Genomic DNA, 15,531 nt, shown 5'->3' with positions numbered 1-15,531 from the left:
CGCTCGACAGTGCACCCATCAAATGGAAACCGACGACTCACAGAACGTCCGGACCGAATGAAGGGGGCGGCTCACCATCTCGAAGGGATATCGCTCCACGCCACCGGCAACCGCAACGCCCTTTGATACGCAAGCGGTTCGGCGCGCTCGATCTCCAACGCGGCACCGGAGCGGGGTCGGCTCTGGCAGGTCGACGACCCACTGAGCGACAATGGTGGCCTCGGAGGTGAGCGATGGCGAGCATCAAGCAACGTCCCAACGGCACCTGGCGAGCGCGCTACCGGGACGAGATGCGCCGCGAGCATTCACGACACTTCCGCACGAAGCGCGACGCTCAGCGGTGGCTCGATGAGGTCACCTCGCAAGTGGTCACCGGCATGTACGTCGATCCGAAGGCCGGTGCGATCTCGCTGGCCTCGTACTTCGCCGACTGGTCGCAACGACAGGTGTGGGCGCCGACGACCACCGTCGCGATGAAGCTCACGGTCGCGAAGTGCGCGTTCCGCGAGGTGGAGTTGCGCAGCATCCGCCGATCTCAGGTCGAGGCGTGGGTGAAGCAGATGCACGCCGGCGGCTACGCACCCGGAACGATCAAGATACGCGTCAACAACATCCGCGCGGTACTCCGCGCGGCCGTCCGCGACCGGCTGACCGCCACGGACCCGTCACTCGGGGTGACACTCCCCCGCATGCGGAAGGCCGACATGGCCATGCGGATCCCCACGCCGGAAGAGGTCGCGGAGATCATGAGCGCCGCCGAGGAGTGGTTCCGGCCCTTCATCGCATTCTGCGCGTTCGCGGGGCTACGTCTCGGCGAGGCTGCGGCGATGCAGCTCCCCGACGTCGACTTTCTGCACCGCCAGATCCGCGTGCGGCGGCAGGTGCAACGCAAGCCCGGCGGCCTCGTCGATCTGCGCCCGCCCAAGTACGGCTCCGAGCGCGACATCCCGGCGCCCGACGAACTCTTGAACCTGCTGAGCGAGCACATCGCCACCTGGAAGACGTTCGGCGCCGACCGGTGGATCTTCTACGGCAGGAACAACGAACCACCGCACCAGAACACGATCCACTATTGGTGGAAGACCACGCTTCAGCGTGCTGGTATCGAAGGCGTGCGGCTACACGATCTCCGGCACTTCTACGCCTCGGGATTGATCGCCGCGGGGCGCGATGTCGTCACCGTGTAGCGCGCTCTCGGGCACGCGAAAGCGACCACAACGCTCAACACGTACAGCCATTTGTGGCCCACCGCCGACGACCGCACACGGGCCGCGACGAGCACTCTCGTCGAAAGTGTTCTGCGGACTTTTGCGGAGTCTGTGCGGACTGATTCGCCAAATTCCGCGTAATTCCGCGGCAAAACGGCCCATTCAGTTGTTGAAGCGGAACTCCACCACGTCGCCGCTAGGCATCGTCATCGTCGTCGTCATCCAAGAAAGCGGTTCCGTAAAGGTCGCAACCCAGGCGCGCCAAATCGGCAAGGAGATCGGCGGGGATGACGAAGCCTCCCTGAGAACTATCCGAATCACCCGACCACCAAATGATCGTCTCGCAGTCCGCGCGCAGCGCAGCGAGTGCCTCTGCGCGATCTCGAAAAGAGTCGACGAGAACCCTCAGCGATGCAAAGCCTGTCTCGTCCTCAGGATCGACAAGAGCATCATCAGCGCTGAGTGACCAGTGGGCTTGCTGATAGGACATGGCTCCTGGCTTCAGATCCATGCCTCGCAGCGCAGCCTTCGTCGGCTCGCCGATGTCGTGGCTGTCGTGCGGTTCGAGGCCGAGAACGGACGTGATCTCGGCCGCAGTCCGCACGTCGCTGTAGATCGACATTGTCGAGCGGTTGTAGCGGATCATCCTGCCCTTTCGCCAAATGCCTAACTGTGACGGAATTCGACGACGTCGCCGTCCTGCATGACGTATTCCTTGCCCTCGAGGCGGGCCTTGCCGCGCGAGCGCGCCTCGACGACCGACCCCGCGTCGAGCAGGTCCTGGAACGAGATCACCTCGGCCTTGATGAAGCCCTTCTCGAAGTCGGTGTGGATCACTCCGGCGGCCTGCGGGGCCTTCCAGCCCTTGCCGATCGTCCACGCGCGGGCCTCCTTCGGGCCCGCGGTCAGGTAGGTCTGCAGCCCGAGCGTGTCGAAGCCGACGCGCGCGAGCTGGTCGAGACCCGACTCGCTCTGACCGGTGGAGGCCAGCAGCTCAGCGGCATCCTCGGGGTCGAGGTCGATGAGCTCGGACTCGATCTTCGCGTCGAGGAACACCGCCTTCGCGGGGGCGACGAGGGCTGCGAGCTCGGCGAGACGTGCGGCATCCGTCAGCACCGACTCGTCGACGTTGAAGACGAAGATGAAGGGCTTGGCGGTGAGCAGCCCGAGTTCCTTGATGGGCGCGAGGTCGAGTGCGGATGCCGACAGCAGCACGCCGCGCTCGAGGGCGTCCTTCGCGGCGGTCGCGGCATCGAGAACACCGGGATCGGTCTTCTTGCCCTTGACCTCCTTCTCGATGCGCGGGATCGCCTTCTCGAGGGTCTGCAGGTCGGCGAGCATCAGCTCGGCACCGATCGTCTCGAGGTCGGCCTGCGGGTCGACCTTTCCGTCGACGTGCACCACGTCGGCGTCGGCGAAGCCGCGCACGACCTGCGCGATGGCGTCGGCCTCGCGGATGTTCGCGAGGAACTGGTTGCCGAGCCCCTCCCCTTCGCTCGCGCCGCGCACGATGCCGGCGATGTCGACGAACGACACCGAGGCGGGCACGAGCCGCTCGCTGTGGAACACATCCGCGAGCTGCTGCAGGCGCACGTCGGGCAGGTTCACCACGCCGACGTTCGGCTCGATCGTCGCGAACGGGTAGTTCGCGGCGAGAACCTGGTTCTTGGTCAGGGCGTTGAAGAGGGTCGACTTGCCGACGTTCGGGAGTCCGACGATTCCGATGGTGAGAGCCACGGGAGTTCAGTCTACGGGCGCGGATGCCGCGACTCGGCGGCATCGACCCGCCAGCGCATGAGCACGTTGCCGCTTCCGGTCCACGTGCGGGTCTCGAGCAGCTTCAGCGCGACGGCCGGCTTGGCATCGAACAGCGGCACGCCGGTGCCCGCGATGAGCGGGAAGGTGACGAGGTGCAGCTCGTCGACGAGACCGGCGTGCATCAGGTCGTTCCACAGCAGCCGCGACAGCAGCACGAGGATGCCGCGCCCGTCCCGTCGCTTCAGTGCGGCAACCTCCGCACGGGCCTCGGCCCGACGCACCACCCGCGCCTGCGGATGATCGGCGAGGTCCGCCTCGGACACGGTGTCGGAGACGATGACCACCTCGATCGTACGGATGAGCGCGGCGAACTCCCGCCGGATCGCGGTGGCGGCGGCATCCGATTCGACCGACCGCCAGTACGCGAGGTTCTGCAGCGCCGACCGCCGTCCCGCGAGCAGCAGGGTGTCGCTGGCCCGCATGAGCGCGGTCGTGTAATGGTCGAACGTGTCGGCGCCCGCGTAGTCGGGGTGCTGGTGCGCGAAGAACGAGGCGATGTCGTGCGTGTCGTCCTCGTAGCGCCCGTCGACGGTCACGAAGTTGCAGACGGTGAGAGGGCGGCCGGTCATCGTGCGCTCACGGCCGTCGCGCGCGGAACGCGTGCGTGCGGTACGGAAGGTCGATGGTGCCGCCCGCGGCGAGCTCGGGACGCTCGGCGAGCACCGCGGCGAAGCGCTCCTCGATGGCCCCGCGATCGGCCGGGCTGGCAGTGATGATGTAGCTGCGCGAGCGCATCATCGCCCACAGCTGCTCGGCGGTCATCGGCCGAGCCCAGTCCCACACCTCGGATTCGAGACCGTCGAACGGCGCCTCGACCCTGGGGCCGCCGGCATCCATCATGTTCTCGGCGTTCGAGCCGTGCATCACCTCGGTCATGCGACGTACCCACGGGTCGCGATCGTCGCGCAGGTTCCACACCAGTCCGAGCACACCTCCGGAGCGCAGCACCCGACCGATCTCGGCCGAGGCGGGCGCGACGTCGACCCAGTGCCAGGCCTGCCCCAGGACGACGGCGTCGACGGATGCCTCGGGCAGCGGCAGCTGCTCGGCGGTGCCGACGAACGTGGGAACCCCGGGGACGGTGTCGCGCAGCTGCGCGAGCATCGCCGGATCGGGGTCGATCGCGACGACCTCGGCGCGACCGGCCGCGACGACGCGGGTGAGCTTCCCGGTGCCAGCGCCGACGTCGGCGACGCGCAGCGGGCGGTCGCCGTCGAGCGCGGGCTCGAGCATCCACCCGACCGCCTCCCACGGATAGTCGGGTCGCCCGGCCTCATAGGTCCCCGCCACCGCACCGAACGAGGTCGACATCTGGTCTCTGCCTGCCATGTCTGCGACCCTACGCCGGGGGCACGACGGCCGCAGCGCGACATCCGCCCGTCGTCGGCGTGGCGCACCGGACGTCCCGGCGCGCGGGCGCACGGTAGGAGCGTGGCCTTGGACTTCACCGCGATCGACTTCGAGACGGCGAACTCCTCCAGTGCGTCGGCGTGCGCCGTCGGGCTCGCACGCGTGCGCAACGGACGCATCGTCGAGACCGCGGGCTGGCTGATCCGCCCGCCCGCCGGCCACGACCGGTTCTTCGAGATCAACGTGGGCATCCACGGCATCCACCCCGACGATGTCGAGAGCGCGCCGACCTGGACCGAGCAGCTGCCCGCTCTCGCGCGCTTCACGGGCGACGACGTGCTCGTCGCCCACAACGCGGGCTTCGACATGGCGGTCATCCGGCGCGCCTGCGAGGCCACCGGTGACGCGTGCCCTCCGGCCCGCTACGCCTGCAGCGTGCAGGTCGCGCGCCGCGTCTACGACCTGCCGTCGTACCGTCTGCCGGCGGTCGCCGACGCGACCGGGTTCGGCCCGTTCCCCCACCACGATGCGACAGCGGATGCCGCGGCCTGCGCGCACATCATGGTCGACGCCGCCCGACGCCTCGGCGCCGGTGACATCGACGAGCTCGCCGCGCTCGCGGGCGTGCGCATCGGCACCCTCGCCGAGCCCGCCGCCGTCGCCGCCTGACGATGTCGGCACCCTCCCCCACACTGTGACCATGGATGTCGCCACCGTCGTGATCGCGATCGTCGCCGCCGTGATCGGCGCGGTCGTCGCGTGGGCCGTGGCATCCGCCCGGCATGCCCGCGCCCAGAGCGACCAGCGGGCGCGGGTGGCAGCGGCGGAGGCCGCCACCGCGGCGGCGCGGGAGGAGCTCGCACACGCGCGCGCCGAGCTCGAGACGCGCGACGATCGCGAGCGCCGTGACCAGTCGGTGCTGCGCGCGCTCGCGCCGGTCAGCGAGACGCTGCACGTGATGCGGCGCCGGGTCGACGAGCTCGAGCGGGAGCGTCAGACGCAATACGGCTCCCTGGCCGAGCAGCTGCGCCGCGCACAGGAATCGGATGAGGCGCTGCGCGCGACGACCGAGTCGCTCGCGAGCGCGCTGCGCTCGGGCGCCACACGCGGCGTCTGGGGCGAGACGCAGCTGCGTCGCGTCGTCGAGGCAGCGGGCCTCACCCGCCACGTCGACTTCGACCTGCAGAGTTCGCTGTCCTCGGATGCCGGTGCGGGCCGTCCCGACATGGTAGTGCGCCTTCCCGGCGGCAAGGCCCTCGCCCTCGACGCGAAGGTTCCGCTCGACGCCTACCTCGAGGCATCCGTGATCGCGCTGACCGCGACCGGCGACGACGGCGAACGCCGCCGCACGCTCATGACGCGGCACGCCCGCGCGGTGCGCGCCCACATCGACGCCCTGGCGAAGAAGGCATATTGGGCGGGCCTCGACGCGAGCCCCGAGTTCGTCATCTGTTTCCTGCCGAGCGAGTCTCTGCTGGCCTCGGCCCTCGATGAAGACCCCGCCCTGCTCGACTACGCGTTCACCAGACGGGTCGCGCTCGCGTCGCCCGTGAACCTGTGGGCGGTGCTGAAGACGGTCGCCTTCACCTGGACGCAGCAGGAGGTCTCCGCCGAGGCACGCACCCTGTTCGACCTGGGATCGCAGCTCTACGAGCGGCTCGGCGGTCTCGCCGGGCACGCCGACTCGCTCCGCCGAGCCCTCGAGCGCACTGTCGACGCCTACAACGGTTTCGCCGGTTCGCTCGAGTCGCGGGTGCTCGTGACAGCGCGCAGGTTCCCCGGGATCGACGAGACCAAGCGCGACGCCGTCATCGCACCGGCACCGATCGAGAAGTCGCCGCGTCGGCTCACCGCACCTGAACTGCTCGCGGCGATCGACGACTGACGGCGCCCGCCGAAGCGACCGTCCGAGCAGCTGGCGACGAGTGGCTCAGGCTCCGCCGGGCACGAAGTTCATGAGCGCGATCACGATCGCCGAGATCACGACGAATGCGCCGATGGGCCACCACGCACTCATCTGCTCGCCCTCGGGGCGCCGCTTGCGCAGCAGCACGTCCGGCCGTCGCGCCGGGTCGACCGCGGCGGCGACGACCTTCATCGCACCTGTCTGCGGAGTCGCGGAATCGGGAGTGGAACCGGTGGGTGCCGACATCCTCTGTCCCTTCACGCAAGCCCGCCCGCGTGCGCGGGCGACGGTCTCATTCTGCCAGACCGCCGCCGACGCACCGGGTCGTGTCGCCGTGGCAAACGTCGTCGAGGACCGTCAGAGCCACTTCGAGGTGAGGTGCTCCGAGGAGATGCGGCGGAGGGTTCCCGATGCGCCGCGCAGCACGACGCTCTCGGTGTAGATGTGGTCGCCCTCGCGACGCACACCGCCGACGAGCTGGCCGTCGGTGACTCCGGTCGCCACGAAGATCGTGTTGTTTCCCTTGACCAGGTCGTCGGCCTCGTAGACGAAATCGTCGAACTTGAGCCCGGCGTCGAGACCGCGCTGCTTCTCGTCGTCGTTGCGGGGCCAGAGGCGCCCCTGGATGTGGCCGCCGAGCGCCTTGATCGCACAGGCCGTGACGATGCCCTCGGGGCTGCCGCCCACACCCACGCAGATGTCGGTGCGTGCGTTGTGCCGCGCCGCGTTGATGCCGCCGGCGACGTCGCCGTCCGACATGAGGCGGGTGCCCGCACCGGCCTCGCGGATCTCCTCGATGAGACGCTCGTGACGATCGCGGTGCAGCACCGAGACGACGATCTCCTCCACCGGCTTGCCGGTCGCCTTCGCGAGGCGGCGGATGTTCTCGCCGATGGGCAGGCGGATGTCGACGACGCCGACGCCGGCAGGGCCCGTGACGAGCTTGTCCATGTAGAACACGCTCGACGCGTCGAGCATCGCGCCGCGGTCGGACACGGCGATGACCGACAGCGCGTTGTTGCGTCCCGCGGCCGTCAGCGACGTGCCGTCGATGGGATCGACGGCGACATCGCACTGCGGGCCGCGACCGGTGCCGACGTGCTCGCCGTTGAAGAGCATGGGGGCGTTGTCCTTCTCGCCCTCGCCGATGACGATGACGCCGTCGAAGTTGACGGTGCCGAGGAACGCGCGCATCGCGTCGACGGCGGCACCGTCGGCCGCTTCCTTCGCCCCGCGGCCGATGAACGGCACCGACCGGATGGCGGCGGCCTCGGTGGCACGGACGAGCTCGAGAGCCAGGTTTCGATCGGGATGCAGCGGGCTCATGTCCGCGGTCAGACTCACCATGGACGCCAGCCTATCGATCGAAGTGTGTCGAACCCCGCCGTTTTCGGCGCTTGAGCCCCGAAAGATCGCCGCTTCTTTCGCACGGCGGCGGAGCCGCGGCATCCGGGCCCCTTCGCTAGAGTTGCGCATGGAAACGACGCCTCACTCAAGGAGCCCCCATGCCCGTCGCCACCCCTGATCAGTACGCCGACATGCTCGACCGCGCGAAGGCCGGCGGCTTCGCGTACCCCGCGATCAACGTGTCGAGCTCGCAGACGATCAACGCCGTCCTCCAGGGCCTCGCCGAGGCGGGCTCCGACGGCATCCTCCAGGTGACCACCGGTGGCGCCGACTACTTCGCCGGCCAGACCGTCAAGGCCCGCGCCACCGGCGCACTGGCCTTCGCCAAGTACGTCACCGAGGTCGCCAAGAACTACGACATCACCGTCGCCCTGCACACCGACCACTGCCCGAAGGACGCGCTCCCCGGCTTCGTGCTGCCCCTTCTCGAGGCGTCCGAGGAAGAGGTGCGCGCCGGTCGCAACCCGATCTTCCAGTCCCACATGTGGGACGGCTCCGCGGTGCCCCTCGACGAGAACATCGACATCGCCGCCGAACTCCTCCCCCGCCTCAAGAACATCCACGCCATCCTCGAGATCGAGGTCGGCGTCGTCGGCGGCGAAGAGGACGGCGTCAAGCACGAGGGCACCAACGACGCGCTCTACACGACCGTGGGTGACGTCACCAAGGCCGTCGAGGCCCTCGGGCTCGGCGAGAAGGGCCGCTACATCTCGGCCCTGACCTTCGGCAACGTGCACGGCGTCTACAAGCCCGGCAACGTCAAGCTGCGCCCGGAGCTCCTCGGCGAGATCCAGGCCGGCATCGCCGAGAAGTTCGGCACCGGCCCCAAGCCGCTCGACCTCGTCTTCCACGGCGGCTCGGGCTCGACCCCCGAGGAGATCGCGCTCGCGGTCGCGAACGGCGTCGTGAAGATGAACATCGACACCGACACGCAGTACGCGTTCACCCGCTCGATCGCCGGCTACATGTTCTCCAACTACGACGGCGTGCTCAAGCTCGACGGCGAGGTGGGCAACAAGAAGGCCTACGACCCGCGCGCCTGGGGCAAGGTCGCCGAGTCGGCGATGGCCGTGCGCGTCGTCGAGGCCACGCAGCAGCTCGGTTCGGCGGGCAAGTCGCTCGGCGCCTGACACGATCCCGCGACGCCCCGCTCACTTCGGTGGGCGGGGCGTCGTCGCGTCTCCGGCTCCCCCGTCGACGGTGCACGCAGCCCTGCCCATCGCCGGGGTGCGTCACGCTCCGGCGCCGAGCCGGGTGACCGCGGAGCGACCGGCCGTCAGAGAGCGGATGCCGCGGCCCGCGCGACGCCCGGCACCCCGTCGATCACGGTGGGGGCATCATCCGGCACCGACAGCACCGTGATCTCATCTCCGGCCGCGATCTCGCCCGGCGTGAGCACGCGCAGGTAGGGGCCGAGACGCCCCTCGCGGGTGAATCGCTTGACCCAGCCGCGCTCGTCGTCACCGCCGACCCACCGCGCGAATGTCTGGCAGGGCTTGCGCGGCGACGTCACCTGTACTTCGAGGGTCGCGCCGATGCGCCAGACCTCGCCGACACGCGCGGCGTTGACATCCAGCCCCTCGACCCGCAGGTTCTCCCCGAAGAAGCCGGGCGCGAGCTCTCGGCCGAGCTCGCCCTCCCAGAACCGCGCGTCTTCTTCGGCGTAGACGTAGACGGCCTGGTCGAGGCCGCCGTGATGCTTGCGATCCGCCTGCACATCGGCGTAGACGCCGTAGGGACCCACCTTCACGGGGCCCTCGACGGGCCGCTTGTCGATCGCCGTCACGCCCACCGTGCCCGCATCGGGACGCAGGTCGTGCACGACGCAGACGGCGATGACGCGAGGCATGGCGGTCTCCCTCAGGTGGCGGTCGGACTCGGCGCGATGACGCCGACGCTCTGGATGGCGGTGAGGAAGGCCGGGTCCGACAGCAGCGGCACGACGACCAGGAACGACGCGAGGATGTTGATCACGGCTCCCGCGACGAGCGGGATCCAGAAGGCGAGGCGCCCCGAACGTGTCACGGCCCAGGAGAGCACGAACGTGGCGAGCCAACCGACCCCGAGCACGACGGCGGCGGCGATGCCCCAGGCGCGACCCGACGCGGGCACCGGAAGGTCCGATCGAAGACCCATGACCTGCGAGAGCGTACTGACGAAACCGGTGAAGTCGACGAACTGCGGAATGGCGCTCAGCACGGTGACCAGCCCGTAGCCGAGCAGCACGAAGGTCGCGACGCGGTCGATGAGTCGAGGCCGCCGCACCGCCGCGCCGCTGACCGGCGCCGGGGGCGGAAGGACGGGAGGCGCGGCCGGCGGCGGCGGCGGCGCGATGCCGTCCGACAGGTGGTCGGTGACGGAGGGCTGACGGATGCGGGCGCGCTGTTCCTCGGGCGTCGCGTACTCGCCGAACTGCGGGCGCGGGCGCTCCTCGGGGGACTCCTGCGGGTCACTCACGGCCGGATCGCCCTCCCAGTGCCCGGGCGTCGCGGCGACCCGTGGCATCCTGACGCAGTTCCTTCGGCAGCGAGAACAGCAGGTCCTCCTCGGCCGTACGCACCTCTTCGACGTCGGAGTAGCCGGCGCCCGACAACTCGTCGAGCACCTCCTGCACGAGCACCTCGGGAACGGATGCCCCGCTGGTCACCCCGACGGTCGCGACGCCGTCGAGCCACTCCTGCTGCACCTCCGACGCGTAGTCGACGCGGTACGCCGCCTTCGCGCCGTGCTCGAGGGCGACCTCGACCAGCCGCACGCTGTTCGACGAATTGGCCGATCCGACGACGATCACGAGGTCCGCGCCCTGCGCGACCTTCTTGATGGCGACCTGGCGGTTCTGGGTGGCGTAGCAGATGTCGTCCGACGGCGGATCCTGCAGCTCGGGGAAGCGCTCGCGCAGACGCCGCACGGTCTCCATCGTCTCGTCGACCGACAGCGTCGTCTGCGACAGCCACACGACCTTCGACGGGTCGCGCACCTCGACGGCGGCGGCGTCGGCGGGCGAGTTCACGATCGTCACGTGGTCGGGCGCCTCGCCGGCGGTCCCCTCGACCTCCTCGTGACCGGTGTGGCCGATCAGCAGGATCTCGAAGTCGTCGCGTGCGAACCGCACCGCCTCGCGGTGCACCTTGGTGACCAGCGGGCATGTCGCGTCGATCGCGACGAGACCGCGATCGGATGCCGCGTTCACCACGGCGGGCGACACACCGTGCGCGCTGAAGACGACGTGCGCCCCCTCGGGCACCGCGTCGACCTCGTCGACGAAGATCGCCCCCTTGCTCTCGAGCTCGCGCACGACATGGATGTTGTGCACGATCTGCTTGCGCACGTAGACCGGGGCGCCGAACCGCTCGAGCGCCTTCTCGACGGCCACGACGGCGCGGTCGACACCCGCGCAGTAGCCGCGCGGGGCGGCGAGCAGCACCTTCTTGACGCCGTCGACCGGGTTATCCTGAAGGCGCCCGCGACGGCCCGGAACACGGGGCACAGGCAGGGAGACGGCGGCGGAGGTCACCCGTCGAGTCTAATGATCGACGCCTGGGAGGGCGCGGGAGGATCGCATGGCCAGGTTCGAGCCCGAGCTCGCCCCCGGCGAGACCCCTCCGCCGGCGTCCGTGCACCCGAGGGATGCCACGAAGGATGCCCCGACCTCCGTCGGGCGCTTCAACCAGACCATCCGCGACTTCGTGTCGGCCTGGGGGTCGGTCTGGGTCGAGGGCGAGATCACCTCCTGGAACCTGCGGGCCGGCAACGTGTACGGACGTCTGACCGATCCCGACTCCGACGCCAGCATCGCGTTCCGCATCTGGGGAAGCGTCCGCAGCCGTCTCGCCGACGATCTGAAGGTCGGCGACCACGTCGTCGCGTCGGTGAAGGCGGACTACTTCGTCAAGTCGGGTGACTTCAGCGTCATCGTCTCGGCGATGCATCCGCTCGGTCTCGGTGACCAGTTCGAGCGGATCGAGCGCCTGCGCGCCGCCCTCTACGCCGAGGGATTGTTCGACGCGTCCCGCAAGCGGCCGCTGCCGTTCCTGCCCCAGCGCATCGGCCTCATCACCGGCGAGCGCTCCGACGCCGAGAAGGACGTGCTCCGCAACGCCGAGCTGCGCTGGCCGGGCGTGCGGTTCCGCGTCGAGCACGCAGCGGTGCAGGGCGAGCGCAGCGTCGGCGAGATCGTCGCCGCCCTGGAGCTGCTCGACGCCGACCCGGACGTCGACGTCATCGTCATCGCCCGCGGCGGCGGCGACCCGCTGCACCTTCTGGGATTCAGCGACGAACGCCTCGTGCGCGCGGTGGCCGCGGCATCCACCCCCGTCGTCAGTGCGATCGGGCACGAGAACGATCATCCGATCCTCGACGATGTCGCGGACCTGCGCGCCTCGACGCCGACGGATGCCGCCAAGCGCGTCGTGCCCGACGTCGGCGAGCAGCGCGCCATCGTGCAGCAGCTGCGCGCCCGCGCGACGCTGCGGCTGACCCAGCGCGTGCAGCACGACATCGCCCAGCTCGAGCAGCTGCGCTCGCGTCCCGTCCTCCGCACGCCCGACGCCCTGCTCGACCCGCGGGTGCACGAGCTCGTGCTGCTGACCGCGCGCGGTCGCGACACCGTCGACAGACGATGGGATGCCGCGGCTCGCCAGAGCGCGGAACTGCGCGCCGCGCTGCGCGCGCTCTCCCCCGGCGCGACACTCGCGCGCGGCTACGCGATCGCCTACCACCCCGACGGGCGCGTGCTGCGCGACGCCGCCGACGCCCCCACGGGGAGCGCCCTGGTCGTCACCGTCGGACGCGGCTCGCTCGCCGCGCGCAGCGAGGGCGAGCTCGCCGAGGGGCCGTCGGCGGCGACCGCCGGAGATTAGGATGGTGGGCATGACCGACTCGGACGCGCGCCCGTCTGACGTCGCCGAACTCTCGTTCGAGCAGGCGCGCGACGAACTGGTGCGGGTGGTCGCGGAGCTCGAACAGGGCGCCCCCACTCTCGAGCACTCCCTCGCATTGTGGGAACGCGGCGAGGCGCTCGCCGCCCGCTGCGAAGAGTGGCTGCGCGGGGCCAAGCGGCGCCTCGACGCGGCACGGTCCACCGCCGAAGGCGACGAGAGCTGATGACCGAGCGCATCGTCGCCGAGCTCGGCCGCCCCGAGACCCCGCAGGAGACCGCCGACCGCAAGGCCGAGTCGTCGCGGGCCTACCGGTCGAGCAAGACGTTCCGGAACCTCCTCGCCGCCCTGCTCGCCACGATGGCGATCGTCGTGGTCGTCGTGCTCGCCGTGCCCCGCGGACAGCTCGCCGCGACGCCCGCGCCCGACGTGGCCGCCCTCGCGCAGAGCCTCTCGGCCAGCATGAACCGTGCGGTCATCGCACCCGCCACCCCCACCGGCTGGGCGGTGAACCAGGCTCAGGTCGAGGGCGACAGCGTCAGCGCGTGGACGATCGTCTACGTGCCGGACTCCGCCGGCTACCTGCGTGCCGCCCAGGGGTTCGACGCCGACTCGGGATGGGTGGTGCGCACCCTGTCGGGCGCCGCCTCCGACGGAACGCTCGCGATCGACGGCATCGACTGGACGCGATACGACATCTCCGATCCGAGCAAGGCCGGGAACGTGTCGTACGCGCTCGCGACATCGGCGGGCAAGGACACGATCCTCCTCTACGGCACTGCGACCGCGGCGCAGACCGCCGAGCTCGCACAGAACCTCACTGCACAGATCCGCACACTCCGGGAAGCCGCGCAATGACCGACACCGCTCCGCTCACCATCTGGAACCAGATGCTCGAGGGCAACGCCCGCTTCGTGACGGGCGCGCCGCAGCATCCGCGTCAAGATGTCGAGCGCCGCCACGAGCTCGCCGCCGCGCAGCGCCCGCGGGCCGCCCTCTTCGGCTGCGCCGACTCGCGCCTCGCGGCGGAGATCATCTTCGACGAAGGGCTCGGCGACCTGTTCGTCGTGCGCAATGCCGGCCAGGTGATCTCCGACTCCGTCGTCGGCAGCCTCGAGTACGCGGTCGCCGCGCTCAACGTTCCCCTCATCGTCGTGCTCGCCCACGACGCCTGCGGCGCCGTGCAGGCCGCGATCGACTCCACCGGCGAGGACGCCCCGGAGCTGCCGACGCACATCTGGCACCAGATCGCGCCCATCGTGCCGGCCGTGCGCACAGTGATGCGCGCCGAGCACGTTCCGGCCGCGCACGCCGACCCCGAGCACGTCGGCCGAGAGCACCTGCGCAACACCGTGCACGCGCTGCTGCAGTCCTCCGAGCTCATCTCCACCGCCGTCGCCGCCGGCACTCTCGCGATCGTCGGCGCCAACTACCGTCTCGCCGAAGGAACCGCCGTGCCCGTCGTGGTCGTCGGCGGCGAGACGAACTGACCGCACACACCGCACTGGGAAGGGACAACGCTGTGACCGAGACCGAGTACCGCATCGAGCACGACACCATGGGGGAGGTGCGCGTACCCATCGCGGCGCTCTACGGCGCACAGACGCAGCGCGCCGTCGAGAACTTCCCGATCTCGGGAACCGGCCTCGAGTCCGCGCAGATCGCCGCCCTCGCCCGCATCAAGAAGGCGGCCGCGCTCGCGAACAAGGAGCTCGGCACCCTCGACGCGGGAATCGCCGACGCGATCGCCGCGGCGGCCGACGACGTCATCACCGGCGCCCACGACGACCAGTTCCCCGTCGACACCTACCAGACCGGCTCCGGCACCTCGTCGAACATGAACATGAACGAGGTGCTGGCCACCCTCGCGACGGCGCGACTCGGCTCCCCCGTGCACCCGAACGATCACGTCAACGCCTCGCAGTCGTCGAACGACGTGTTCCCCACCTCCGTGCACATCGCCGTCACGCAGGCGCTCATCGAGCACCTGCAGCCCTCCCTCGACCACCTCGCGGTGGCACTGGAGAAGAAGGCCGTGCTCTGGAAGGACGCCGTCAAGTCGGGCCGCACCCACCTGATGGATGCCACGCCCGTCACCCTCGGGCAGGAATTCGGCGGCTACGCACGCCAGGTGCGTCTCGGCATCGAGCGCATCGATGCCGTGCTCCCCCGCGTGAGCGAGGTGCCCCTCGGCGGCACGGCCGTCGGCACCGGCATCAACACCCCGCTCGGCTTCCCACAGAAGGTCATCGCCCTGCTCGCCGCCGAGACCGGCCTGCCGATCACCGAGGCCGAAGACCACTTCGAGGCCCAGGGCGCGCGAGACGGCCTCGTCGAGGCATCCGGCGCCCTGCGCACCATCGCGGTGTCGCTCACCAAGATCAACAACGACCTGCGGTGGATGGGCTCCGGCCCGAACACGGGCCTCGGCGAGCTGCACATCCCCGACCTTCAGCCCGGCTCCTCGATCATGCCCGGCAAGGTCAACCCCGTCATCCCCGAGGCGACACTCATGGTCGCCGCGCGGGTCATCGGCAACGACGCGACGGTCGCGTGGGCCGGGGCATCCGGCGCGTTCGAGCTGAACGTCGCGATCCCGGTCATGGGCACGGCGCTGCTCGAGTCGATCCGTCTGCTCGCGAACGCGACCCGCGTTCTCGCCGACAAGACGGTGGACGGCCTCGAGGCGAACCTCGAGCGTGCCGCCGCGTTCGCCGGCATGTCGCCGTCGATCGTCACGCCCCTCAACAAGGTGATCGGCTACGAGGCCGCCGCCAAGATCGCGAAGCACTCGGTCAAGAAGGGCATCACGGTGCGCGAGGCGGTCATCGACCTCGGCTACGTCGAGCGCGGCGAGATCACCCTCGAGCAGCTCGACGAGAAGCTCGACCTGCTCTCGATGACGCACGCCGGCTGACCCCGCGGCATCCGACCCGCCTGTGGCCTCTTCCGAGGGGCCGCAGGC

Annotated in this window: 18 protein-coding genes; 9 read left to right on the top strand and 9 right to left on the bottom strand. The window is 70.1% G+C overall.

The window, feature by feature from the left end; translation table 11 throughout:
• Window positions 1–233: 233 nt before the first annotated feature.
• The gene (locus BGO15_RS04100; protein WP_235557412.1) at window positions 234–1,187 is read left to right on the top strand and encodes a tyrosine-type recombinase/integrase; all 954 of its coding nucleotides are present in this window, start codon (window positions 234–236) and stop codon (window positions 1,185–1,187) included.
• A gap of 217 nt (window positions 1,188–1,404) precedes the next feature.
• Here the strand turns inward: BGO15_RS04100 and BGO15_RS04095 are convergent, their stop codons facing one another.
• From BGO15_RS04095 to BGO15_RS04080, 4 genes are read right to left on the bottom strand one after another with little or no spacing between them, the layout of a single operon-like run.
• The gene (locus BGO15_RS04095) at window positions 1,405–1,854 is read right to left on the bottom strand and encodes a DUF4279 domain-containing protein (RefSeq protein WP_156454748.1); all 450 of its coding nucleotides are present in this window, start codon (window positions 1,852–1,854) and stop codon (window positions 1,405–1,407) included.
• A 20-nt stretch (window positions 1,855–1,874) separates the two neighbouring features.
• Window positions 1,875–2,945, bottom strand: coding sequence for a redox-regulated ATPase YchF (gene ychF / locus BGO15_RS04090; protein ID WP_056519107.1), 1,071 nt, complete (start codon window positions 2,943–2,945; stop codon window positions 1,875–1,877).
• An 11-nt stretch (window positions 2,946–2,956) separates the two neighbouring features.
• The gene (locus BGO15_RS04085) at window positions 2,957–3,595 is read right to left on the bottom strand and encodes a dihydrofolate reductase family protein (RefSeq protein WP_056210076.1); all 639 of its coding nucleotides are present in this window, start codon (window positions 3,593–3,595) and stop codon (window positions 2,957–2,959) included.
• A 7-nt stretch (window positions 3,596–3,602) separates the two neighbouring features.
• Window positions 3,603–4,355: a class I SAM-dependent methyltransferase gene (locus BGO15_RS04080; RefSeq protein ID WP_056210077.1), complete on the bottom strand. Its 753-nt coding sequence runs from the start codon at window positions 4,353–4,355 to the stop codon at window positions 3,603–3,605.
• 102 nt (window positions 4,356–4,457) lie between these two features.
• On the opposite strand from BGO15_RS04080, the gene BGO15_RS04075 reads away from it, so the two are divergent.
• Window positions 4,458–5,045 carry an exonuclease domain-containing protein gene (locus BGO15_RS04075; RefSeq protein WP_056210079.1) on the top strand — a complete coding sequence of 196 codons (588 nt, stop codon included), beginning with the start codon at window positions 4,458–4,460 and terminating at the stop codon, window positions 5,043–5,045.
• Window positions 5,046–5,076: 31 nt separating this feature from the next.
• Complete coding sequence (locus BGO15_RS04070; RefSeq protein ID WP_056210082.1) at window positions 5,077–6,261, top strand: DNA recombination protein RmuC; 1,185 nt, start codon at window positions 5,077–5,079, stop codon at window positions 6,259–6,261.
• 45 nt (window positions 6,262–6,306) lie between these two features.
• Here BGO15_RS04070 and BGO15_RS04065 read toward each other — a convergent pair whose 3' ends face one another.
• Complete coding sequence (locus BGO15_RS04065) at window positions 6,307–6,528, bottom strand: hypothetical protein (RefSeq protein ID WP_045248694.1); 222 nt, start codon at window positions 6,526–6,528, stop codon at window positions 6,307–6,309.
• Window positions 6,529–6,639: 111 nt separating this feature from the next.
• A complete protein-coding gene (glpX, locus tag BGO15_RS04060; protein ID WP_045248693.1) occupies window positions 6,640–7,629 on the bottom strand; it encodes a class II fructose-bisphosphatase in 990 nt (329 codons plus the stop codon).
• A gap of 158 nt (window positions 7,630–7,787) precedes the next feature.
• Between glpX and fbaA the strand changes: the two genes are divergently transcribed.
• A complete protein-coding gene (gene fbaA / locus BGO15_RS04055; RefSeq protein ID WP_045248692.1) occupies window positions 7,788–8,819 on the top strand; it encodes a class II fructose-bisphosphate aldolase in 1,032 nt (343 codons plus the stop codon).
• A 146-nt stretch (window positions 8,820–8,965) separates the two neighbouring features.
• Here the strand turns inward: fbaA and BGO15_RS04050 are convergent, their stop codons facing one another.
• From BGO15_RS04050 to BGO15_RS04040, 3 genes are read right to left on the bottom strand one after another with little or no spacing between them, the layout of a single operon-like run.
• Complete coding sequence (locus tag BGO15_RS04050) at window positions 8,966–9,538, bottom strand: MOSC domain-containing protein (RefSeq protein WP_156454749.1); 573 nt, start codon at window positions 9,536–9,538, stop codon at window positions 8,966–8,968.
• A gap of 11 nt (window positions 9,539–9,549) precedes the next feature.
• The gene (locus BGO15_RS04045) at window positions 9,550–10,146 is read right to left on the bottom strand and encodes a DUF6264 family protein (RefSeq protein ID WP_056210355.1); all 597 of its coding nucleotides are present in this window, start codon (window positions 10,144–10,146) and stop codon (window positions 9,550–9,552) included.
• Window positions 10,139–11,176: a 4-hydroxy-3-methylbut-2-enyl diphosphate reductase gene (locus tag BGO15_RS04040; RefSeq protein ID WP_056210357.1), complete on the bottom strand. Its 1,038-nt coding sequence runs from the start codon at window positions 11,174–11,176 to the stop codon at window positions 10,139–10,141. The genes BGO15_RS04045 and BGO15_RS04040 overlap by 8 nt, the downstream gene beginning before the upstream one ends.
• 73 nt (window positions 11,177–11,249) lie before the next feature.
• Here BGO15_RS04040 and xseA point away from each other — a divergent pair, with 73 nt between their 5' ends.
• From xseA to BGO15_RS04015, 5 genes are read left to right on the top strand one after another with little or no spacing between them, the layout of a single operon-like run.
• The gene (gene xseA, locus BGO15_RS04035) at window positions 11,250–12,548 is read left to right on the top strand and encodes an exodeoxyribonuclease VII large subunit (protein WP_045248690.1); all 1,299 of its coding nucleotides are present in this window, start codon (window positions 11,250–11,252) and stop codon (window positions 12,546–12,548) included.
• A gap of 10 nt (window positions 12,549–12,558) precedes the next feature.
• Window positions 12,559–12,792, top strand: a complete 234-nt coding sequence (locus tag BGO15_RS04030; protein WP_045248689.1) for an exodeoxyribonuclease VII small subunit — start codon at window positions 12,559–12,561, stop codon at window positions 12,790–12,792.
• Window positions 12,792–13,424 (top strand): DUF4245 family protein, encoded by a 633-nt coding sequence (locus BGO15_RS04025; RefSeq protein ID WP_056210084.1) that lies wholly within the window; start codon window positions 12,792–12,794, stop codon window positions 13,422–13,424. The genes BGO15_RS04030 and BGO15_RS04025 overlap by 1 nt, the downstream gene beginning before the upstream one ends.
• A complete protein-coding gene (locus BGO15_RS04020; RefSeq protein ID WP_045248687.1) occupies window positions 13,421–14,056 on the top strand; it encodes a carbonic anhydrase in 636 nt (211 codons plus the stop codon). Before BGO15_RS04025 ends, BGO15_RS04020 begins: the two co-directional genes overlap by 4 nt.
• A 32-nt stretch (window positions 14,057–14,088) precedes the next feature.
• A complete protein-coding gene (locus tag BGO15_RS04015; RefSeq protein ID WP_045248686.1) occupies window positions 14,089–15,483 on the top strand; it encodes a class II fumarate hydratase in 1,395 nt (464 codons plus the stop codon).
• Window positions 15,484–15,531: the final 48 nt, after the last annotated feature.

The sequence above is a fragment of the Microbacterium sp. 71-23 genome, from assembly GCF_001897265.1.
GTDB classification, from domain to species: Bacteria; Actinomycetota; Actinomycetes; order Actinomycetales; family Microbacteriaceae; genus Microbacterium; species Microbacterium ginsengisoli.
This window is presented reverse-complemented; position numbering and strand designations above follow the sequence as displayed.